This is a genomic window from Segeticoccus rhizosphaerae (assembly GCF_009192725.1).
In the GTDB taxonomy this organism is placed as follows: domain Bacteria; phylum Actinomycetota; class Actinomycetes; order Actinomycetales; family Dermatophilaceae; genus Segeticoccus; species Segeticoccus rhizosphaerae.
In genome coordinates this window covers 1-19,916 of record NZ_VOHR01000037.1, presented here as the reverse complement: position 1 = coordinate 19,916, position 19,916 = coordinate 1, and the positions used below count along the sequence as shown (strand labels likewise).

At 69.5% G+C, this 19,916-nt stretch carries 19 protein-coding genes and 1 tRNA gene; 13 read left to right on the top strand and 7 right to left on the bottom strand.

The window, feature by feature from the left end:
• Positions 1–240 precede the first annotated feature (240 nt).
• The 5 genes from folE (at position 241) to FRW57_RS05255 (ending at position 4,433) form a co-directional block, all read left to right on the top strand.
• On the top strand, positions 241–867 hold the full coding sequence (gene folE, locus FRW57_RS05275) for a GTP cyclohydrolase I FolE (protein ID WP_137123026.1): 627 nt from the start codon (positions 241–243) through the stop codon (positions 865–867).
• A gap of 28 nt (positions 868–895) precedes the next feature.
• Positions 896–2,122 (top strand): NAD(P)/FAD-dependent oxidoreductase, encoded by a 1,227-nt coding sequence (locus FRW57_RS05270; RefSeq protein ID WP_137123027.1) that lies wholly within the window; start codon positions 896–898, stop codon positions 2,120–2,122.
• 41 nt (positions 2,123–2,163) lie between these two features.
• A tRNA-Leu gene (locus tag FRW57_RS05265) sits at positions 2,164–2,246 on the top strand.
• A gap of 197 nt (positions 2,247–2,443) precedes the next feature.
• Positions 2,444–3,019, top strand: coding sequence for an ANTAR domain-containing response regulator (locus FRW57_RS05260; RefSeq protein ID WP_238384832.1), 576 nt, complete (start codon positions 2,444–2,446; stop codon positions 3,017–3,019).
• Positions 3,020–3,152: 133 nt separating this feature from the next.
• Entirely contained in the window at positions 3,153–4,433 is a 1,281-nt protein-coding gene (locus FRW57_RS05255) for an ABC transporter substrate-binding protein (RefSeq protein ID WP_137123029.1), read from the top strand.
• 140 nt (positions 4,434–4,573) lie between these two features.
• Here the strand turns inward: FRW57_RS05255 and FRW57_RS05250 are convergent, their stop codons facing one another.
• The 5 genes from FRW57_RS05250 to FRW57_RS05230 all read right to left on the bottom strand — a co-directional run bounded on the left by FRW57_RS05250 (position 4,574) and on the right by FRW57_RS05230 (position 9,694).
• On the bottom strand, positions 4,574–5,341 hold the full coding sequence (locus FRW57_RS05250; RefSeq protein ID WP_152185486.1) for an ABC transporter ATP-binding protein: 768 nt from the start codon (positions 5,339–5,341) through the stop codon (positions 4,574–4,576).
• Positions 5,338–6,198: an ABC transporter ATP-binding protein gene (locus FRW57_RS05245; protein ID WP_137123049.1), complete on the bottom strand. Its 861-nt coding sequence runs from the start codon at positions 6,196–6,198 to the stop codon at positions 5,338–5,340. The genes FRW57_RS05250 and FRW57_RS05245 overlap by 4 nt, the downstream gene beginning before the upstream one ends.
• Before the next feature lie 163 nt (positions 6,199–6,361).
• Positions 6,362–7,354 carry a branched-chain amino acid ABC transporter permease gene (locus FRW57_RS05240; protein WP_137123031.1) on the bottom strand — a complete coding sequence of 331 codons (993 nt, stop codon included), beginning with the start codon at positions 7,352–7,354 and terminating at the stop codon, positions 6,362–6,364.
• A gap of 21 nt (positions 7,355–7,375) precedes the next feature.
• Positions 7,376–8,806: a branched-chain amino acid ABC transporter permease gene (locus tag FRW57_RS05235; protein WP_137123032.1), complete on the bottom strand. Its 1,431-nt coding sequence runs from the start codon at positions 8,804–8,806 to the stop codon at positions 7,376–7,378.
• A gap of 102 nt (positions 8,807–8,908) precedes the next feature.
• On the bottom strand, positions 8,909–9,694 hold the full coding sequence (locus FRW57_RS05230; protein WP_137123033.1) for a DUF554 domain-containing protein: 786 nt from the start codon (positions 9,692–9,694) through the stop codon (positions 8,909–8,911).
• A gap of 141 nt (positions 9,695–9,835) precedes the next feature.
• Between FRW57_RS05230 and FRW57_RS05225 the strand changes: the two genes are divergently transcribed.
• Entirely contained in the window at positions 9,836–10,390 is a 555-nt protein-coding gene (locus FRW57_RS05225) for a GNAT family N-acetyltransferase (protein WP_162308256.1), read from the top strand.
• A gap of 72 nt (positions 10,391–10,462) precedes the next feature.
• Here FRW57_RS05225 and FRW57_RS05220 read toward each other — a convergent pair whose 3' ends face one another.
• Positions 10,463–10,906 carry a hotdog fold thioesterase gene (locus FRW57_RS05220; RefSeq protein ID WP_137123050.1) on the bottom strand — a complete coding sequence of 148 codons (444 nt, stop codon included), beginning with the start codon at positions 10,904–10,906 and terminating at the stop codon, positions 10,463–10,465.
• A gap of 52 nt (positions 10,907–10,958) precedes the next feature.
• Here FRW57_RS05220 and polA point away from each other — a divergent pair, with 52 nt between their 5' ends.
• Positions 10,959–13,634 carry a DNA polymerase I gene (polA, locus tag FRW57_RS05215; protein WP_137123035.1) on the top strand — a complete coding sequence of 892 codons (2,676 nt, stop codon included), beginning with the start codon at positions 10,959–10,961 and terminating at the stop codon, positions 13,632–13,634.
• A 75-nt stretch (positions 13,635–13,709) separates the two neighbouring features.
• Here polA and FRW57_RS05210 read toward each other — a convergent pair whose 3' ends face one another.
• Positions 13,710–14,537: a class I SAM-dependent methyltransferase gene (locus tag FRW57_RS05210; protein WP_137123036.1), complete on the bottom strand. Its 828-nt coding sequence runs from the start codon at positions 14,535–14,537 to the stop codon at positions 13,710–13,712.
• Positions 14,538–14,750: 213 nt separating this feature from the next.
• Between FRW57_RS05210 and rpsA the strand changes: the two genes are divergently transcribed.
• The 6 genes from rpsA to FRW57_RS05180 form a co-directional block, all read left to right on the top strand.
• On the top strand, positions 14,751–16,256 hold the full coding sequence (gene rpsA / locus FRW57_RS05205; protein ID WP_137123037.1) for a 30S ribosomal protein S1: 1,506 nt from the start codon (positions 14,751–14,753) through the stop codon (positions 16,254–16,256).
• A 162-nt stretch (positions 16,257–16,418) separates the two neighbouring features.
• Positions 16,419–17,033 carry a TetR/AcrR family transcriptional regulator gene (locus FRW57_RS05200; RefSeq protein WP_137123038.1) on the top strand — a complete coding sequence of 205 codons (615 nt, stop codon included), beginning with the start codon at positions 16,419–16,421 and terminating at the stop codon, positions 17,031–17,033.
• Positions 17,030–17,959, top strand: a complete 930-nt coding sequence (locus FRW57_RS05195; protein WP_137123039.1) for an SDR family oxidoreductase — start codon at positions 17,030–17,032, stop codon at positions 17,957–17,959. The genes FRW57_RS05200 and FRW57_RS05195 overlap by 4 nt, the downstream gene beginning before the upstream one ends.
• A 119-nt stretch (positions 17,960–18,078) precedes the next feature.
• The gene (gene coaE / locus FRW57_RS05190; protein WP_137123040.1) at positions 18,079–19,299 is read left to right on the top strand and encodes a dephospho-CoA kinase; all 1,221 of its coding nucleotides are present in this window, start codon (positions 18,079–18,081) and stop codon (positions 19,297–19,299) included.
• The gene (locus tag FRW57_RS05185; RefSeq protein ID WP_137123041.1) at positions 19,292–19,720 is read left to right on the top strand and encodes a YidH family protein; all 429 of its coding nucleotides are present in this window, start codon (positions 19,292–19,294) and stop codon (positions 19,718–19,720) included. Before coaE ends, FRW57_RS05185 begins: the two co-directional genes overlap by 8 nt.
• The coding region (locus FRW57_RS05180; RefSeq protein ID WP_152185485.1) for a DUF202 domain-containing protein at positions 19,717–19,916 on the top strand (200 nt) is incomplete at its 3' end. The genes FRW57_RS05185 and FRW57_RS05180, both read left to right, overlap by 4 nt.

The window sequence follows — 19,916 nt, the reverse complement described above, 5'->3', positions numbered from 1 at the left end:
CGCGTCGTCGCGGCTCAGCGGGCGCTGCGCACGGGCCACCACGTCATACAGGCGGCGCCGCGTGGGCTCGTCCAGGGCCGCGACGGCGGCCACCGGATCGGCGCTCGCGGCACCCGGCACCTCGGGTGCCTCGTCGGATTGCTGGGTCAACGGCATACCAACAGTCTAAAACCTAAAGTCGTTGACGGTAAGCGTGACGAGGGTCTAAAATCCGATTAAATCAACTTTAGAAGGAGTGTCATGAGCAGCGCCGAGCCTTCGTATGACGTCCTGACGTCCGTCGTCCCTCCGCTGCACGTGGTGCGCGGCGGCCGGGGCATCGACCTGGATGCGACGGAGCGCGCGATCTACGACCTGCTCCTGGCGCTGGGGCGCGACCCCTCCTCGGAGCACCTGGCCGAGACACCACGACGGGTGGCGCACTCGATGCATGAGCTGCTGACGCCCCGCGAGTTCGACCTGACGACCTTTCCCAACGACGAGCACTACGACGAGCTCGTGCTCGCGCGGAGCATCCCGGTGCAGTCGCTGTGCGAGCACCACATGCTGCCGTTCCAGGGGGTGGCTCACGTGGCCTACCTGCCCGGCGAGCGGATCCTCGGCCTGTCCAAACTGGCCAGGGTCGTCGAGCTGTTCGCCCGCGACCTGCAGGTGCAGGAGCGGCTGACGACCCAGGTCGCGGGCTGGCTGCAGGACCACCTGGAGCCGCGAGGGGTCGGCGTCATCATCGAGGCCGAGCACCTGTGCATGTCCTTGCGTGGCGTCCGGGCGTCCGGGTCGCGTACGGTCACAAGTGCGGTGCACGGTGCGTTGCGGGACGACCCCCGCACGCGCCAGGAGTTCTTCGCGCTCGCCGGTTGCGTCTGACCGTCACTCGATCGTCAAGGAGTAGGGAATGAGCCAGCAGACCTTCGTCATCGTCGGCGCGAGCCTGACCGGGGCCACCGCGGCCGCCGCCCTGCGCAAGGGCGACGGCGACGCCCGGATCGTGCTGATCGGCGCCGAGCAGGAGCGTCCCTACGAGCGACCTCCGCTGTCCAAGGAGTACCTGCGTGGCGACCCGAAGGCGAGCAAACCCTACGTGCACGACGAGGGCTACTACGCCGAGCACGACATCGACCTGCGCACCGGCACCCGCGCCACGGCGTTCGACCCAGCGGCTCGCACCGTCACCCTCGAGGGCGGCGAGCAGGTCTCGTATGACGCGTTGCTGCTGGCCACGGGGGCGGAGAACAAACAGCTCCCGCTGCCCGGTGTGGACCTGCCGGGCGTCGTGTCGTTGCGCACCATGGGCGAGTCCGAGGCGTTGCAGAAGGCAGCGCGTGGAGCTGGCCGCGTCGCGGTGATCGGGGCGGGCTGGATCGGGTCGGAGGTGGCGGCATCGGTCCGCCAGCTCGGCGCCGACGTGGCGATCATCGCTCCGGAGCAGTACCCGCTGGAGCGGGTGCTGGGGCCGGAGGTGGGCGGGGTCTACAAGACGCTGCAGGCCGAGCACGGGATCGAGCAGCACTACACGACCGGCGTGGAGCGGATCGAGGGCAGCGATCGGGCGAGCGGGGTGCGCACGAGCGACGGCCAGGTGGTGGAGGCCGACCTGGTCGTCGTGGGGGTCGGTGTCCGGCCGAGGACCGAGCTCGCCGAGGCCGCTGGCCTCGAGGTGGACAACGGCGTGGTGGTCGATGAGTACCTCGCCACCAGCGCCGACGGCGTCTACGCCGCGGGAGACATCGCCAACGCCTGGAACCCGTTGCTGGAGCAGCGGATCCGCGTCGAGCACTGGGCCAACGCACGCAGCCAGGGAGAGTGGGCTGCGCGCAACATGCTCGGTGAGCACACGGCATACCAGAAGGTGCCCTACTTCTTCTCCGACCAGTTCGACCTCGGCATGGAGTACAACGGCTACGCCACCGACTGGGACCGGGTGGTGCTGCGCGGTGACGTCGAGGGACGGGAGTTCCTCGCGTTCTGGCTCAAGGGCGGCCGGGTCCTGGCCGGGATGAACGCGAACATCTGGGACGCCGGCGATGACATCAAGGCCCTCGTGAAGGCCAGGGCAGAGGTCGACCCCGAGCGCCTCGCCGACACCTCTGTCCCGCTCGCCGAGCTGGCCCCGAGGGGATGAGTTCTGACCCGGATTCGCCCGGTATGCTGTCCGCGCACCCAGCCGGGGTGGTGGAACGGCAGACACGGAGCACTCAAAATGCTCTGCTCGAAAGGGCGTGCGGGTTCGAGTCCCGCCCTCGGCACCCCATCCGTACCGAATGGTTGTTGCCTTCGCGATAGGGCCCTGTTTCCTTCTCATCCGATCATCGCTCACCAGCGTCCGCCGCATGGTCGCTCGGCTCGGGGCGGGCCAGCTGCTCGCTAGGCTGATCCGGTGAGCGACGAGCAGCAACCGAGCGGCGGCACGGATCCCGCAGAACCCGCCGGGACCGATTCCGGGTTGAGAGTGCTGGTCGCCGAGGACGAGGCCCTGATCCGGCTCGACCTGGCCGAGATGCTCACCGAGGCGGGATATGACGTGGTGGGGCAGGCCAGGGACGGCCTGCGCGCGGTGGAGCTCGCGAGCGAGCTGCGGCCCGACCTGGTCATCCTCGACGTGAAGATGCCGCTGCTGGACGGCATCAGTGCCGCGGAGCGGATTGGTGCCCAAGGGATTGCGCCGGTCGTCATGTTGACGGCGTTCAGCGACAAGGGCCTGGTCGAGCGGGCGAGTGATGCCGGCGTGATGGCCTACGTCCTCAAGCCCTTCACGGCAGCCGACCTCGCTCCTGCCCTCACGATCGCGCGATCCCGGTGGCGTGAGCGAAAGGCGCTGGAAACCGAGGTGGCCGACCTCGGTGAACGGTTGGCCACCCGCAAGGCCCTCGACCGGGCCAAGGGAATCCTGATGGATCAGCTGGGCCTGGACGAGGCCGGTGCCTTCCGGTGGATCCAGAAGGCGGCCATGGACCGGCGCCTCGGCATGCGGCAGGTCGCCGAGGCCGTCATCGCGGGGGCGCGTGGGAAGGACACCTGACCGCGGCTCGGCCACGGTGTCATAACAGGTTCGTCACAGCCCTCTGTGCGCGCACCGAACTCGACTAGGGTCGGCACCATTACCTGCTGGGCCGTCACTGATGACGGCCCATCCAGTCTCACGAGGAGAACGAATGCGCACAGCCAAGCGGATGAAGCTTGTGGCACTCACGGCATCGGTCATGATGGCCGCTGCAGCCTGCGGCAGCAACGGGGGCGACGCCGGCGACGGTGCCAGTGGCAGCACCGGCGACGGAGGTGGCAGCGCGGAAGCCTTGAAGCTCGGCTACGTACTCCCGGAGACTGGCGACCTGGCCTACCTCGGCCCGCCGCAGATCGAGGCGATGAAGTTCGCCATCAAGAAGATCAACGAATCGGGCGGGGTGCTCGGCAAGGACATCCCCAGCCCGGTCAGCGGTGACGAGGCCGGCGACCAGGCCATCGCCTCGCAGTCTGCGGACCGCGTCCTCAACCAGGGCGTCCAGGGCATCATCGGTGCGGCGGCCTCCGGCATGTCGTTGGCCATCATCGACAAGGTCACCGGCGCCAAGGTGGCACAGTGCTCGGGGTCCAACACGGCGCCGACCTTCACCGACTACAAGGACGACGGCTACTACATCCGCACCGCGCCGTCCGACGCACTGCAGGGCCCGGTCCTCGCGGACGTCGTCGTCGGCGACGGCCACAGCAAGGTCGCGATCATCGCCCGTGCCGACGACTACGGCAAGGGCCTCGCCGAGGCGACCCAGAAGTCGCTCGAGAGCAGCGGCGCGGAGGTCGTCATGGACGACACCTACGACCCGAAGGCGACCAACTTCAACGCGACGGTGCAGAAGATCGTCGCGTCGAAGCCGGACGCCGTGGTCATCATCGCGTTCGAGGAGGGCAAGCAGATCATCAAGGGCCTGATCGAGTCCGGGATGAGCCCGAAGAAGACCGGCTTCTACGGTGCGGACGGTCTGCGGAGCGCGGATCTGGCCAAGCTGGTCGACCCGAAGAACCCGGGCGTCCTCTCCGGCATGAAGGGCACGGCGCCGGCGTCGGCCGACAACCCCTCGTTCACCAAGGAGCTCAAGGCCTTTGCGCCCAAGCTCAAGGAGCTGCAGTTCGCCCCGCAGGTCTACGACTGCGTCAACGTGATCGCCCTGGCGGCCGAGAAGACGAAGTCGACGACCGCCGAGGACTTCAAGGCGGCCTTCAACGAGGTCACCAAGGACGGCGAGAAGTGCAACGACTTCGCCAGCTGCAAGAAGCTCCTGGATGACGGCAAGGACATCGACTACAACGGTGCGAGCGGTCCGCTGGACTTCACCGACGTGGGCGAGCCCGGCAAGGCCACCATCGAGGTCTACGGCTACAACGACAAGGGCAAGCTGGAGACGCTCGACACCAAGGAGTCCACTCCCGCCGCGTGATCCGGTGGCGCTTCGGCGGCGACCGGAGCGCCCGACATACACGGAGGGCCCCGTCCACCGAGAGGTGGGCGGGCCCGTTCCTTGTGCCGTGAGGTTCGCGCGGAGCGAAGGTCAGCGGCCGGCGACGTATGCCGTGTGGCTCAGCGATCGACGCGGGCGAGCGTGCCGAGATAGAGCTCGATGACCTTCGGGTCGTCCAGCAGCTCGCGGCCGGTGCCGGTGTAGGCGTCGCGGCCCTGGTCCAGGACGTAGCCGCGGTCACAGATCTCCAGGCAACGGTGCGCGTTCTGCTCCACCATCAGGATGGAGACGCCGGACTCGTTGATGGTGGAGACCGATTCGAAGACGGTGTCCTGCATGATGGGGGAGAGGCCGGCCGACGGCTCGTCGAGGAAGAGGACCTCCGGGTCGGTCATCAGCGCGCGCCCCATCGCGACGACCTGTCGCTCACCGCCGGACAGCGAGCTGCACTTCTGCGCCTTGCGCTGGTCGAGCAGGGGGAACAGCTCGGTCACGGCCTGGTAGCGCTGGCTGAACTCCTTGGGCCGCAGGTAGAGCCCCATCTGGAGGTTTTCCTCGATGGTCAGCGACGGGAAGACGTTGTTGTTCTGGGGCACGTAGCCGAGACCCTGGCTGACCAGCTTGTGGGCCGGGAGCCCGGTGATGTCGCGGTCGTGCAGCAGGACCCTGCCGTCGCGCACCGGGACCAGGCCGAACATGGCCTTGATCAGGGTGGACTTGCCGGCACCGTTCGGCCCGATGATGCCCACGAGCTCTTCCCGTTCGACGTGCACGTTGCAGCCGTTGAGGATGTTGACCTCCGGCAGGTAGCCGGCGACGAGCTCGTCGGAACGCAGGAGGACCTCGCCCGCCGAAGTGCCCTCTGCTGCCGGGGTGCTCGTGCTCATGGGGAGGGCTCCTTCTCGTCGGCCGGCAGGGCGCGGCTGGTGCCGAGGTAGGCGTCGATCACGGCCTGGTTGGACCGGATGTCGGCCGGCGTGCCCTCGGCGATGACCTTGCCCTCGGCGAAGCAGATGATCCAGTCGCTGATGCTCATGATCACGTCCATGTCGTGCTCGACGAGCACGATGGTGGTGCCCTCGTCGCGCAGGGCCTGGATGTGCCCGAGCAGTGATTGCGTGAGGGCGGGGTTCACCCCGGCCATCGGCTCGTCCAACATGATCAGGGAGGGGCGGACCATCATCGCGCGGGCCATCTCGAGCAGCTTGCGCTGTCCGCCGGACATGGTGCCGGCGAACTCGTCCCTCATGTGGGTCAGCTTGAAGCGCTCGAGCAGCTCATCGGCCCGCTTCTCGTTGTCGGCCTCCTGCCCGCTCCAACTGGGCTTGAAGATCGCCGGCAGGAAGTGCTCCCCACGCTGGCCGGTCGCGCCCAGCATGACGTTCTCCAGCGTGGTCAGACGCATCAGCGCCTTGGTCAGCTGGAAGGTGCGCACCATGCCGAGGCGGGCGATCTTGTAGGCGGACATGCCGGTCAGGTCGGTGCCCTTGAAGCTCCACGTGCCGGTGTTCGGCTTGTCGAAGCCCGACACCAGGTTGAAGAAGGTGGACTTGCCCGCGCCGTTGGGGCCGATCAGGGCCGTGATCGTGCCGCGCTGGACCTCCAGGTGCGAGACGTCCACGGCCTTGAGGCCACCGAAGCGCCGGCTCACGTCGTCGGCGACGAGGATCGGGTCGGGTTTGCGTGAACCGGGCTCTGCAGCCACGCCTTCGAGCGACTTGGCGGCGGCGCTGGACCCCTTCATGGCAGCGGCGGCCTCCAGCGCCTCCTCGCGCTCCTCGACCTCGTCGTGCTCACCCAGCTGACCGGGGTCGAGCTGTTCGGTCAGCTCCGCTCCATTGCCGTCGGCAGGGGGGACGGCGGGGACGGTCGCGTCGTCGGCGCGGTGGTCACCCGGCCTGCTGTGTTCATCGGACATCGAGACGCAGCTCCTTCCGGTTGCCGAGGATTCCCGCGGGTTTGAAGATCATGAGCAGCATCAGGCCGAGCCCGACGAACGCGAAACGCACGGCACCGACATCGGATCCCTCGATGATGCTGGACGGGATGAGGCCGGAGCTGGTCGCTGCGCGCAGGAACGAGTCGAGGAAGGTGACGACGAACCAGAAGATCACCGACCCCAGCACCGGCCCCCAGATGCGGCTCGCACCGCCGAGGATGACGATGGCGTAGAGGTAGAACGTCACGACCGGGTTGTAGCTGTCCGGCTGCACCGACTGGACGTTGATCGCCAGCAACGAGCCGGCGAGCGCGCCGATGATGCCGCCGAGCACCAGGCTCTGCAGCTTGAAGCCGTAGACGTTCTTGCCGAGGCTGCGTGCCGCGAGCTCGTCCTCTCGGACTGCCCGCAGCACGCGCCCCCACGGTGCGTGGATGAGCAGCCAGACCAGCAGCGAGCACAGCACGGTCAACGACCAGCCGACCACCATGATCCACAGGGAGCGGGCGCTGAAGGTGAAGGCGCCGAATCCGTAGCTGGTCCCGGTGAACGGGTTGAGGTTGTAGAACCCGTCAGCGAACTGACGCAGCCCGTAGACGCCGCCGGTGAGCGGCTGGGCGTAGCTGGACCGGTAGAAGTAGCGTAGGATCTCGCCGGCCGCGATGGTCGCGATGGCCAGGTAGTCGCCGCGGAGCCGCAGCGTGGGTATGCCCAGGACCAGGGCCAGCACGACCGCGCACCCGATGCCGATGAGGACGCCGACCCCCAGGGGGAGGCCCCACGTCGCGACGCTGACGGCCACGCCATACGCACCGACGAGCATGAAGGCGACCTGGCCGAAGTTGAGCAGCCCGGTGTAGCCGAAGTGCACGTTCAGCCCGACGGCGGCCAAGGCGTAGATCGCCGCCTCGGGGCCGAACATGCCCCGAGCGGCGTCGGACAGGATGCTGATGAAGTCCATGTGATTGCCTTTGCCCTTGGCCTAGCCTGCGCGTTCCGCGCGGCCGAGGATGCCTTGTGGTCGAAGGAGCAGCACGACGATCAGCGCCAGCAGGGCCCAGGCGTTCTGCAGCTCGACCGGGAACCAGAGCGTGGACAGCTGGGCGACCAGACCCACCACGAAGCTGCCGACCATGGCGCCGTAGGCACTGCCGAGACCGCCGAGGATCACACCGGCGAACATCAGCAGCAGCAGGTTGAACCCCATGTCCCAGTAGACCGCCTGGGTGAGGCCGTAGAACACCCCTCCGAGGGCGGCGAGTCCGCCGCCGATGACCCAGACGGTCAGGATCACCTTGTTGACGTCGATGCCCGAGGCCTCGGCCAGGTCGGTGTTGTCCGACACGGCGCGGGTGGCCTTGCCGATCCGGGTGCGCTGCAGCATGTAGGCGACCCCGAACAGCACCAGGATCGACAAGCCGGTGACGAACAGGTCGCGTGGCGTGATCTGGATCGGGCCGAGGTGGACCGTCTCCTGGACGGTGTACTGCGAGTACTGGTTTCTCCTCGACCCGAAGAAGGTCAGGATCAGGTGCCGCAGCAGAAGCGACAGGCCGATCGAGATGATGAACATCTGGATCAGGCCGGCGCTCTTCTTGCGCATCGGGCGCCACAACGACAGCTCCATGGCGCCGCCGACCAGCGCCCCAACCGCGATGGCAATGGCCGTGGCGAGCACGAGCGGCAGGTGCATCGGGCTGGTGCTGAAGACGTAGGCCACGACCGCGCCGATCGTCACGAGCTCGCCGTGCGCGAAGTTGATCAGCCGGGTGGTGCCGAACACCAGCGACAGCCCGACGGCGGTGATGGCGATGATGGCGCCGAGCTTGATGCCCTCCACCGTCATCTGCAGGAACCGGTTGAGGAACGGCGTGGACGAGTCCTGGGGGTTGATCGGTGGCTGGCCCGCGGCTGGTGCCCCGGTGTCGCCCGCACCCGTGCTGCCCTGGTCGGTGCCGCCGCTGCCCGAGCCCTCGGTGGCGCCGCCCGAGCTGCCTTCCTCGCTCTCCTGCTGCTGGCTCTTGGGGATGAGCGGGAAGATCACCGTGCGTGCGGATCCGGGGCGCACCGACACATCCGGCAGCGTCTCGCCGCCCTTGCTGCGCAGCTGCAGGTTCTTGGGCAGCGTCGAGACGTCGAGCGTGACGGTGTAGTCACCCGGTTTCGGGACCGACACCTGCCACTCGCCCTTGGCGTTCGTGGTGGCGGAACCAACCGACGTGCCCTTCTGCTTCACCGTCACCCGAACCTTGGGCACCGGCTTGTCGGTCGGCCCCTCCAGCGTCCCCTTGATCGACGTCCCGCTGTCCGCGGCCGGCACGGCCGACGGCAGGGTCGCCGCGGAGGCGCCGGGTGCGCAGACCAGAAGCATCAGGAAGCACGCAGCGACGAGCGCCATCAAGCGTGCGCGCACGAGTTCCTCCTCAAGGTGGGCTTGGCGGGTCAGTCAAGCACACCGGGTGCGGCAGGCGAAGAGGAACAGGCGCGCACTTCCCGAATCGTGATCAACCTGCATTCAGCGCAGGACGATGACCACCTGGGTGAGCAGTGGCGCGATCACTAGCGCGGGCAGCAGATCACCCACCGGGATCTCCCGGATGCGTAGCAGCCGGAAGGCGATCCCGACGAGCATCAGCCCTCCGGTCGCGGTCAGGGCGGCGATGTGCGCGTCGGGCAGGACGGTGCCGAGCAGCACACCCGCGAGGGTGAGCAACCCCTGCACGACGAGGACCGAGGCGGCGGACATCAGCACGCCGATGCCGAACGAGGCGGCGAAGGCCAGCGCGGCGAAACCGTCCAGCACCGACTTGAGCAGCAGCTGGTCGATCCCGCGGCCCAGCCCGTCGGACAGGCTCCCGAGGATGGTGAGCGGTCCGACACAGAAGAGCAGGGTCGCGCTCAGCCACCCCTCGATGAACCGCTCGCGGGCGTGGTGCGACTGACCCGTCTCCTCCTTGCCGACCAGCCCGGGCCGGCGGGAGAGCCGGATCTGGATGACCCCGGCCAGGCCCTCGAGGCGCTGCTCGATCCGCAGCAGGGAGCCGGCGATGCCGCCGATCAGCAGGCTGCCCAGCACGATGAGGACGGGCGCGCCGGTGCCGACCGCGGAGGTGTAGGCCGCGTCGGTGACACTGACGGCGGACAGGCTCGCGATCAGCAGGGTGGTCAGGCCGAGGCAGTCGGTGACCACCGACCTGGTGCGCTCGGGGAGCCGGTGACCGACCGCCATACCGAGCAGTGCGCCGACCACCACCGTCGCGGCATTGACCAGGGTCCCGAGACCGGGGAAGGCGCCGTCCACGCCGGTCACTGTAGGGCTCTGTCCACAGGCGCGAAGGGGCCGCTCGCCAAGTGGACCGCCCGAGGGCTAGAGTCGGGAGGTCCGGAGCTCGGGGAGTCCCGTGTCGATGCTGGAGGAGCCGTGCCTCGTTCGCCTTTCATCGTGTCCGAAGTGACCCCAGAGCTCGAGTCCGAGTTCACCGAGCTGTGGACGCAGGCCAGGGTGGAGGCCGGCGCCACGGAGGAGTGGGCGGTGCGGTCGTCCACTGGCGAGCGGGTCTCGGAGGCGCTGCGCCGCCCCGACGTCCGGCTCTACCTCGCGCGCTCGGGTGAGCGCTTCGTGGGTTACGTCGTGCTGACGCAGAGCCCGCTGTCCGGCCTGTCCGAGACCCCGACCGTGTGGATCGACCAGGTGTATGTCGTGCCGTCCGCCCGCCGGGGCGGCGTCGCCAAGGCGCTGCTGTCCACCGCGACCCGGTATGCCGACGAGATCGGCGCCGACCAGGTCGCCAGCTGCGTGCCCGCCGAGCAGAAGGAGAGCAACCGCTTCTACGCCCGGCTCGGCTTCTCCCAGTACGTCGTGCGGCGGGTCACCACCACGGCGAACCTGCGCCGGCGGCTGACCGGAGCGCAGAACGACGCGAGCGTCCAGACCGTGCACCTGCGGCGCTCCCTGCGCGCCCGGGCGGCTCGATCATCGGCGCGGTTCGCCCGCTGAGGAACGGGCCACACGGACCCCGATCCGGCACGCTGGGACGCGCACGGATGCGGCCGGCCGCGCCGGCGACAGTCAGGTCGTGGCCGGCCCACGCCGCCGACGAACCAGGCACGTGATGCGGGAGGTGCAGACCCGCTGCCCACCCTCGTCGGTCACGACCACCTCGTAGGCGGCGATCGTCGAGCCCCGCGTGATGGCGGTGGCCGTCGCCGTGACGTGGCCGGCGTGTGCGCTGCGGTGGTGCGTGGCGTTGATGTCGAGCCCGACGACCATGGCGTCCGGCCCCGCGTGCAACGCGGCCCCGATCGAACCCAGCGTCTCGGCGAGCACGACGCTGGCTCCCCCGTGCAGGAAACCGTAGGGCTGGGTGTTGCCCTCGACCGGCATCCGGGCGACGAGCCGGTCGGGCGTGGCCTCCAGCAGCTCGACACCCATGCGGTCGGGCAGCGCGCCCAGGCCGTTCCCACGGAGGTGCTCCAACAGGTCGGAGCCGAGGCTGCTGGACTGGTCGCTCATGGGAGGGACTTCCTGTTCGGTGCTGTCGGTCACGGGGCCTAGGCTGCCATGCGTGAGCCGACTTCTCCTTCTCGACGGACACTCGCTGGCCTACCGCGCCTTCTTCGCGCTCCCTGCCGAGAACTTCTCGACCACCACCGGGCAGACCACCAACGCGGTCTACGGCTTCACGTCGATGCTCATCAACGTGCTGCGCGACGAGGCGCCGACCCACGTCGCAGTCGCCTTCGACGTGTCGCGGCAGACCTTCCGGATGGAGGAGTACGCGGAGTACAAGGCCGGCCGGTCCAAGACGCCCGACGAGTTCAAGGGCCAGGTCTCGCTGGTCCAGGAGGTGCTCGACGCGCTTCGCGTTCCCTACGTCGAGGCCGAGGGCTTCGAGGCCGACGACGTCATCGCCACCCTCACGACCCAGGCGCACGAACTCGGCCACGAGGTGTTGATCTGCTCCGGCGACCGCGACGCCATCCAGTTGGTCAGTGACACCACCACGCTGCTCTACCCGCGCAAGGGCGTCTCCGACCTGGCCCGGATGACTCCCGAGAGCGTGACGGAGAAGTACGGCGTGGGGCCAGACCGCTACAGCGACCTGGCAGCGCTGGTCGGCGAGTCGTCCGACAACCTGCCCGGCGTCCCCGGCGTCGGCCCCAAGACCGCCGCCAAGTGGATCAACCAGTATGGCGACCTGTCCGGCATCGTCGACCACGTCACCGAGATCAAGGGCAAGGCGGGGGAGTCGCTGCGCGAGCACCTCGACGGGGTCCTGCGCAACCGCCGGCTCAACCAGCTCGTCCGCGACCTGTCCCTGCCGGTCACCGTCGGCGACCTCGAGCGCAAGGCCTGGGACCGCGAGGAGGTCCACCGGGTCTTCGACGGCCTGGAGTTCCGGGTGCTGCGCGATCGGCTGTTCGCCACCTTGGAGTCGGCCGAGGTCGAGGCCGAGGAGGGCTTCGAGGTCGACGGCTCGGTGCTCGAGCCCGGCGCGGTGGGTGCCTGGCTGGACGAGCACACGAAGTCGGGGGCCAGGGTCGGGCTGCACGTCCTGGGCGGCTGGGCACGGGGCACCGGTGATGCGCACGCGCTGGCCGTGGCCGACGCGGGTGGCCCCGCGGCATACGTCGACCTCACGACCGTCGACCAGGCGGACCAGACGGCGCTCGCGCAGTGGCTGGCCGATCCGGAACGGCCGAAGGCGCTGCACGAGGCCAAGGGGCCGATCGAGGCGCTCTCGGCCCGGGGGCTCCCGGTGCGCGGTGTGACCAGCGACACCGCGCTCGCGGCCTACCTGGTGCGGCCCGACCAGCGGTCCTACGACCTGGCCGACCTGGTGCTGCGCCATCTGAAGCGGGAGCTGCGCAGCGATGGTGACGACTCGGGTCAGGGCGTGCTCGACTTCGAGGGCGACGCGGGGTTGCAGGAGGCCGAGGCGGCGATGGTGCAGGCCCGGGCGGTGCTCGACCTGGCCGGTGCTCTCGACACCCAGCTGGAGGAGACCGGTGGCGCGTCGCTGCTGCAGGAGGTCGAGCTGCCGCTGGTCGACGTGCTGGCCGACATGGAGCGGGTGGGGATCGCGGTCGACACCCCGTCGATGGAGCGGCTCGAGAGCGAGTTCGCCGACAAGGTGCGCGAGGCCCAGCTCGACGCCTACGAGGCCATCGGCGGCGAGCAGATCAACCTGGGCTCGCCCAAGCAGCTGCAGGTCGTCCTGTTCGAGACCCTCGGCATGCCCAAGACCAAGCGCACCAAGACCGGATACACCACCGACGCCGACGCGCTGACCGACCTCTATGCCAAGACGGAGCACCCGTTCCTCGAGGCGCTGCTGCGGCACCGCGACTCCTCGCGGTTGCGGCAGACGGTCGAGGGCCTGCTCAAGTCGGTCTCCGACGACGGCCGGATCCACACCACCTACCAGCAGACCATCGCCGCGACCGGTCGGCTCTCCTCGACCGACCCCAACCTGCAGAACATCCCGATCCGCACCGAGGAGGGGCGGCGGATCCGCGAGATCTTCGTGGTGGGCAAGGGATTCGAGTCGCTGATGTCGGCCGACTACAGCCAGATCGAGATGCGGATTATGGCCCATCTGTCCGGTGACGAGGGGCTGATCGAGGCGTTCCGCACCGGTGAGGACCTGCACCGCTTCGTCGGATCGCGGGTCTTCCACGTCGAGCCCGCCGAGGTGACCGTCGAGATGCGGGCCAAGGTCAAGGCGATGTCCTACGGGCTGGCCTACGGGCTCTCGGCGTTCGGCCTGTCCAAGCAGCTCGGCATCGGCACCGACGAGGCCAAGGGGCTGATGGACGAGTACTTCGCCCGGTTCGGCGGGGTGCGCGACTACCTGGCCGAGGTGGTGGAGGTGGCACGCCGCACCGGCTACACCGAGACCATGCTGGGCCGCCGGCGCTACCTGCCCGACCTGACCTCCGACAACAGGCAGCGGCGCGAGATGGCCCAGCGGATGGCGCTCAATGCCCCCATCCAGGGCTCGGCCGCCGACATCATCAAGCTCGCGATGCTGCGGGTGCACCGTGAGCTGGTGGCCGCGGGGTTGCGTTCCCAGATGCTGCTGCAGGTGCACGACGAGCTCGTCATCGAGGTGGCGCCGGGGGAGTGCGGGGCCGTCGAGGCGCTGGTGCGCGAGCAGATGGGTTCGGCGATCGACCTCGACGTTCCGCTCGACGTGAGCGTCGGGATCGGCGGATCCTGGCACGACGCCGCCCACTGACCCGCGCTCCGGGACGTCCTGCGGTGTGGCGGCCCGGGCGACCAGGACGCAGGACGTCCCGGAGAGGGGTGGTGGTCAGCGGGGTTTCTCGGCGACGAAGATCGCGGTCCCGGGGATGAACGCGCCACGCAGCGGGCTCCAGCCGCCCCAGACCTGCCGGTTCTCCTCCGGCCACTCCGGCTCGACGAGATCGACCAACCGCAGGCCGGCGGCGGTCAGCTCGCGCACCCGGTCGCCGAGCGTGCGGTGGTGCTCGACATAGGTCGCCCGACCCGACTCGTCCTGCTCGACGTAGGGCGTCCGGTCGAAGTAGGAGTGATGCACGCGAAGCCCCTCGGGAGACGGGTCGTCGGGGAAGGCCCAGCGGATCGCGTGCGTCGTCGAGAAGACCAGGCGCCCGCCCGGCCGGAGAACGCGCGCGCACTCCCGCATCAGCCGCGCGGTGTCCGCGATGAAGGGCACCGCCCCGTAGGCGGTGAAGACCACGTCGACCGAGGCGTCCGCCAGGGGCAGGGCCAGCGCGTCGCACTGCAGCAGCGGCACGGCAAGCCTCACCTTGCGGTTGAGGTCGAGGCCTTGGCGGAGCATGCCGGCCGAGAGGTCACTGGCCACGACCTGCCCGCCGTGCACCGCGACGTAGCGTGAGCACTGTGCCGCGCCGGCGCCGACCTCGAGGACCCGTCGGCCGGTCAGCTCGCCGAGCAGCCCGGCGTCCCGTTCGCGCAGCCCCTCGGGACCCCAGACGAAGTCCTGGTCACCGAGGAAGTCGCCGTGCTCGAGGTAGTAGTCGGCAGCCTCCTCGTCCCACCAAGCCCGGTTGGCACGGGCGGTCTCGTGGCTGCTTGCGGGCCGGTGCGTGACGACACCGAACGCGTCCGAGGGGTCGAGATCGTCTGGCGCCATGGCCACCATCCTGCCCGGCTGTGGGCGCACGGCATACCCGCGTTGACCCGGGGGAGACGGCGCCGATAAGGTGGACGGGCGCATCGGTGCGTGCTTTGTGCTGCGCTGATGCGTTGAACCTGTCCATCTTGGGCCGGATCGCCTCCCTCGGGTGAGCTCGGGAGAAGCGGTGTGCGCCCCGATCACATCATCCACAATCGGAGTCCCCACTACATGACTGCTACTACGGCCCCCAAGGCCAGCCCTCAGATCGCGATCAACGACATCGGGTCTGAGGAAGAGCTGCTCGCCGCGATCGACGCGACGATCAAGCACTTCAACGACGGAGACATCGTCGAAGGTGTCATCGTCAAGGTCGACCGGGACGAGGTCCTCCTCGACATCGGTTACAAGACCGAGGGGGTCATCCCCTCCCGCGAGCTCTCCATCAAGCACGATGTCGACCCGTCCGAGGTCGTTTCCGTGGGCGATGACGTCGAGGCCCTGGTCCTCCAGAAGGAGGACAAGGAAGGCCGCCTCATCCTGTCCAAGAAGCGCGCACAGTACGAGCGCGCCTGGGGCACCATCGAGAAGATCAAGGAAGAGGACGGCGTCGTCACCGGCACCGTCATCGAGGTCGTCAAGGGCGGCCTGATCCTCGACATCGGCCTGCGCGGCTTCCTCCCGGCGTCCCTGGTCGAGATGCGTCGCGTCCGCGACCTGCAGCCCTACGTGGGCAAGGAGATCGAGGCCAAGATCATCGAGCTCGACAAGAACCGCAACAACGTGGTCCTGTCGCGCCGTGCCTGGCTCGAGCAGACGCAGTCCGAGGTCCGCACCGGCTTCCTCAAGGAGCTGCAGAAGGGCCAGGTCCGCACGGGCGTCGTCAGCAGCATCGTCAACTTCGGTGCGTTCGTCGACCTCGGTGGCGTGGACGGTCTGGTGCACGTCTCCGAGCTGTCCTGGAAGCACATCGACCACCCGTCCGAGGTCGTCGAGGTGGGCCAGGAGGTCACCGTCGAGGTGCTCGACGTCGACATGGACCGCGAGCGCGTCTCGCTGTCGCTGAAGGCGACCCAGGAGGACCCGTGGCAGCACTTCGCCCGGACCCACGCGATCGGTCAGGTCGTGCCGGGCAAGGTCACCAAGCTCGTGCCGTTCGGTGCGTTCGTCCGCGTCGACGACGGCATCGAGGGCCTGGTGCACATCTCCGAGCTGGCCGAGCGCCACGTGGAGCTGCCGGAGCAGGTCGCGACCGTCGGCCAGGAGATCTTCGTCAAGGTCATCGACATCGACCTCGAACGTCGCCGCATCTCGCTGTCGCTCAAGCAGGCCAACGAGGGCGCGGTGTCCGAGTTCGACCCGACGCTCTACGGCATGGCTGCCGAGTACGACGAGCAGGGCAACTACAAGTACCCCGAGGGCTTCGACCCGGAGACCAACGAGTGGCTCGAGGGTCACGAGGAGGCCCGCGAGAAGTGGGAGAAGCAGTACGCCGACGCGCACGAGCGCTGGGAGGCCCACAAGGCCCAGGTCGAGGAGGCCCTCAAGGCCGACGCCGACGCCGCCGCCAGCCCGGCTTCCTCCGCGTCCTACTCCTCGGGTGGCTCCAGCTCCTCCTCGTCGTCGTCCTCCTCGAGCAGCAGCAGCACCCCGGCCGCCCCGGCCGCGCCGTCGGAGGGCACCCTCGCCTCCGACGAGGCCCTGGCCGCCCTGCGGGAGAAGCTCACCGGCGGCTGATTCACCGTATGCCGTGAGCCTCACCGAGGCACCACACAGCACCATCCCGAAGGCCCGGACCGGCACACGGTCCGGGCCTTCGTCATCCCTCTTGCCCTGAGTTAGTGAATGGTGATTTACTAACTGCTCACGCAGTGAACCTCGGGAAGGAGGAGTGGGGCAGTGGCGCGACCGGTCGAAACCCACGACGACACTCTCCTCGACGCCGCCAGTCGGGTGCTGATGACCGCCGGGCCCGCCGCCTTCACCCTCGCGCGGGTCGCAGAGGTGGCTGGGGTCTCGGCGGCCACCCTGGTGAAGCGGTTCGGCTCCAAGCAGGAGCTCTTGCTGCGGCTCTCGCAACGCTGGGTGGCCTCCCTCGACCAGGAGCTGGAGATGGCTGCCGCCAAGCGCCGTTCGCCTCTCGCGCGCTTCCGTGCGGTCGCGCTGCACAACTACCACGAGCTCGACCACGCCGATACAGCCGCGCTGCAGCTCGCGGCGCTGGCCGTCGACCTCCAGGACGACGAGATGCGCGAGCTGCTGCACCGGGGTTGGGGCCGGGTGCGCAGCCACCTCTCCATCCACGCCGAGCAGGCGATCGCCGAGGGCGACCTCGTCGGGAGCCCCCCGCCGCGGCAGCTGGCGCGCATCGTGGTCGGCGCGATGGAGGGCGGCTGCCTGGCCTGGTCGGTGCACCCCGAGGGGTCGCTGGTGCGCCGACTCGGCGCCGACCTGGACGCGCTGCTGAGCGGGTGGACCACGAGACCGAAGGCCACCAGGAGGAGATCACCATGACCGCAGACACAACCCTGCACGGCCGGGTCGCGCTCGTCGCCGGCGCCACCCGAGGGGCGGGACGGGCCATCGCCGTCGAGCTCGCCAGGGCGGGGGCGTTCGTCTACGCCACCGGCCGCAGCAGCCGCGAGCGAGGCCGGTCGGAGATCAACCGGCCGGAGACCATCGAGGAGACCGGCGACCTCATGACGCAGGGGGGAGGGGTGGGTGCGCCCGTGGTCGTGGACCACGAGGACCCCGAGGCCGTGGCCGCGCTGGTCGATCGGATCGAGCGCGAGCACGGCCGGCTCGACGTGCTCGTCAACGACATCTTCGGCGGCGACCGCTATGCCCAGTGGGACAAACCGCTGTGGGAGCACGACCTTGCCGGCGGCCTCCGGATGCTGCGGATGGGCGTGGACACCCACCTGATCACCAGCGCCACGGCGATCCCGCTCCTGCTGCGCAGCGGCGGCGGTCTCGTGGTGGAGATGACCGACGGCACGTCCAGCTTCAACGCCAACTATCGCGAGAACGTCGGCTTCTACTACGACCTGGTCAAGGCCAACGTGGAGCGGATCGTCAAGGGGCTCACCTTCGAGCTGGCCGACCACCCCGTCACCGCCCTGGCCGTCACGCCGGGCTGGCTGCGGTCGGAGCAGATGTTGGAGGGATTCGGCGTCACGGAGGAGACCTGGCGCGAAGCCTGCGAGAAGACACCGGGTTTCGCGATCTCGGAGTCACCGACCTACGTCGCCCTTGGAGTGGCCGCGCTTGCCGGTGACCCGGATCCGAGCCGATATGCCGGGGAGGTCGTCACCGCCCGCCAGCTCGCCGACGCCTACGGGCACACCGACACCGATGGGTCCAGGCCGGACTGCTGGGGCCTGATAGACCGTTACGGCATCGGCGACGAAAGCGGTCAGGGCATCGAGGACTTCCGCTGACCGGCCACGGCTCGGCCCGAGTCGTACCACTCGGCGCTCGTGGCAGGGCTGCAGGTGTGCCGCTTGCGCACAACGTGCCGCTCGTGGGGGCGCGCCGCAGGCACGGATAGGCTGGGCGCATGTTGCGCGTGGGCCTCACGGGAGGGATCGGGTCAGGTAAATCCACTGTGGCGGCACGGCTTCGGGAACTCGGCGCGCTGGTCATCGACTCGGACGTCCTGGCCCGCGAGGTCGTGGCTCCGGGGTCGGACGGCTTGGCTGCGGTCGTCGAACGCTTCGGCGACGGGGTGCTCGCCGCAGACGGCTCGCTGGACCGCCCCGCCCTCGGCGCCGTCGTCTTCGCCGACGAGACGGCGCGCCGTGACCTGGAAGGCCTCACCCACCCTCGGATCGCGCGGCGGACGGCCGACCTCGCCGCCGGCGCCGCCGAAGGCCAGGTCGTGGTCCACGACGTGCCGCTCCTGGTCGAGAAGCAGATGGGCCCGGCCTACCACCTGGTCGTGGTGGTCGGCGCGGACGAGGAGGTGCGCCTCGAGCGCCTGGTGCGCACCCGCGGCATGACCCAGGCCGAGGCCCGGTCCCGCATGGCCTCACAGGCCACCGACGGGCAGCGCCGGGCCGCTGCCGACGTCTGGCTCGACAACGACGGCACGCCCGAGGAGCTGCGCGCCGAGGTGGACCGGGTCTGGCGCGCGAGGCTCACGGCATACGAGCACAACCTGCTCACCGGCAGCCGCAGCCGTGGACCGAGGGTGCCCACGCTCGTGCCGTATGACGCGAGCTGGCCCGCGCAGGGTCGTCGCCTCACCCAGCGGCTCACCCACGTGCTGGGCGCGCGCGCCGCGGACGTGCAGCACATCGGCTCCACGAGCGTGCCGGGCCTGGCCGCGAAGGACGTCATCGACGTGCAGGTCGAGGTCGCCCGGCTCGAGGACGCCGACGAGCCGGGGTTCGTCGAGGCGATGGCTCGAGCGGGCTTCCCGCGCGCTGAGGGCAACCTCCAGGACCGCCCGAAGCCGCAACTCCCCGACCCGCGGCAGTGGCGCAAGCGCTTCCACGGCAGCGCCGACCCAGGCCGGGTCGCGCATGTCCACGTCCGCGAGGCCGGTTCTGCCGGATGGAGATTCGCCCTGCTCTTCCGTGACTGGCTGCGGGACGACGCGGAGGCGAGAGACGAGTACGAGGCCGAGAAGCGCCGGCTGGCGAGCGTCTCGGCCAGCACGCCGGACTACGCGGACGCCAAAGAACCGTGGTTCGACCGGGCCCTGCCGCGGGCCGAGGCGTGGGCCGTGAGCACGCGCTGGACGCCGGAGGGCGTCCGGGAGGCTGCAGATGCCTGAGGCCGCCGGCTCATCTCCCGACGGTGCTGAGCCGAAGGCCACCGCACCCGACCCGAGTCGGCGACCGGCCCGGGTCTACGGGGTCGGGGAGGAACCCGACCCGCGCTTCTCGCTGGCCAACGAGCGCACCGCGTTGGCGTGGATGCGGACCGCGCTGGCCATCGTGGCGGGAGGTATCGCGCTGATCTCGTTGGCCAGTCTCGCCGACCTGCCACGGTGGACCCCGATCATCGGTGCGGTGGCCTGCGTGGGAGGCGGCGCGACGGCGCTGCGCGCCGTGATCGGTTGGACCCACGTCGAGCGGTCGCTGCGGCTGTCCCGACCGCTTCCGGCGCCGAGGGCGTTGGTGCCGCTGGCGGTCGGCGTCGCGATCCTGGCGGTGGCCATGGTCGTGCTGGCGCTCGTGGAGCTGTCCCGGTGAGCACGCCATACCGGCCGGTGATCGTCGGCCGCCACGGTCTGCAGCCGGAGCGCACCGCCCTCGCCTGGCAGCGCACGGCCGTGTCGACCAGTGTCGCCGTGCTGCCTCTCGTGCTCGTCGACGCCCGCGAGGGGCAGTGGGCGCTGGTCGCCGCCAGCGCCCTCGCCGGACTGGTGACCACCGGCTTCGCGGCCCT

Excerpts from the sequence above, each read along its gene's own strand:
- coaE (WP_137123040.1), top strand. The coding sequence starts at position 18,079 with ATGTTGCGCGTGGGCCTCACGGGAGGGATCGGGTCAGGTAAATCCACT.
- folE (WP_137123026.1), top strand. The coding sequence starts at position 241 with ATGAGCAGCGCCGAGCCTTCGTATGACGTCCTGACGTCCGTCGTCCCT.
- FRW57_RS05220 (WP_137123050.1), bottom strand. The coding sequence starts at position 10,906 with ATGAGCGACCAGTCCAGCAGCCTCGGCTCCGACCTGTTGGAGCACCTC.
- FRW57_RS05240 (WP_137123031.1), bottom strand. The coding sequence starts at position 7,354 with ATGGACTTCATCAGCATCCTGTCCGACGCCGCTCGGGGCATGTTCGGC.
- FRW57_RS05255 (WP_137123029.1), top strand. The coding sequence starts at position 3,153 with ATGCGCACAGCCAAGCGGATGAAGCTTGTGGCACTCACGGCATCGGTC.
- rpsA (WP_137123037.1), top strand. The coding sequence starts at position 14,751 with ATGACTGCTACTACGGCCCCCAAGGCCAGCCCTCAGATCGCGATCAAC.
- FRW57_RS05270 (WP_137123027.1), top strand. The coding sequence starts at position 896 with ATGAGCCAGCAGACCTTCGTCATCGTCGGCGCGAGCCTGACCGGGGCC.
- FRW57_RS05195 (WP_137123039.1), top strand. The coding sequence starts at position 17,030 with ATGACCGCAGACACAACCCTGCACGGCCGGGTCGCGCTCGTCGCCGGC.
- FRW57_RS05210 (WP_137123036.1), bottom strand. The coding sequence starts at position 14,537 with ATGGCGCCAGACGATCTCGACCCCTCGGACGCGTTCGGTGTCGTCACG.
- FRW57_RS05185 (WP_137123041.1), top strand. The coding sequence starts at position 19,292 with ATGCCTGAGGCCGCCGGCTCATCTCCCGACGGTGCTGAGCCGAAGGCC.
- FRW57_RS05245 (WP_137123049.1), bottom strand. The coding sequence starts at position 6,198 with ATGAAGGGGTCCAGCGCCGCCGCCAAGTCGCTCGAAGGCGTGGCTGCA.
- FRW57_RS05250 (WP_152185486.1), bottom strand. The coding sequence starts at position 5,341 with ATGAGCACGAGCACCCCGGCAGCAGAGGGCACTTCGGCGGGCGAGGTC.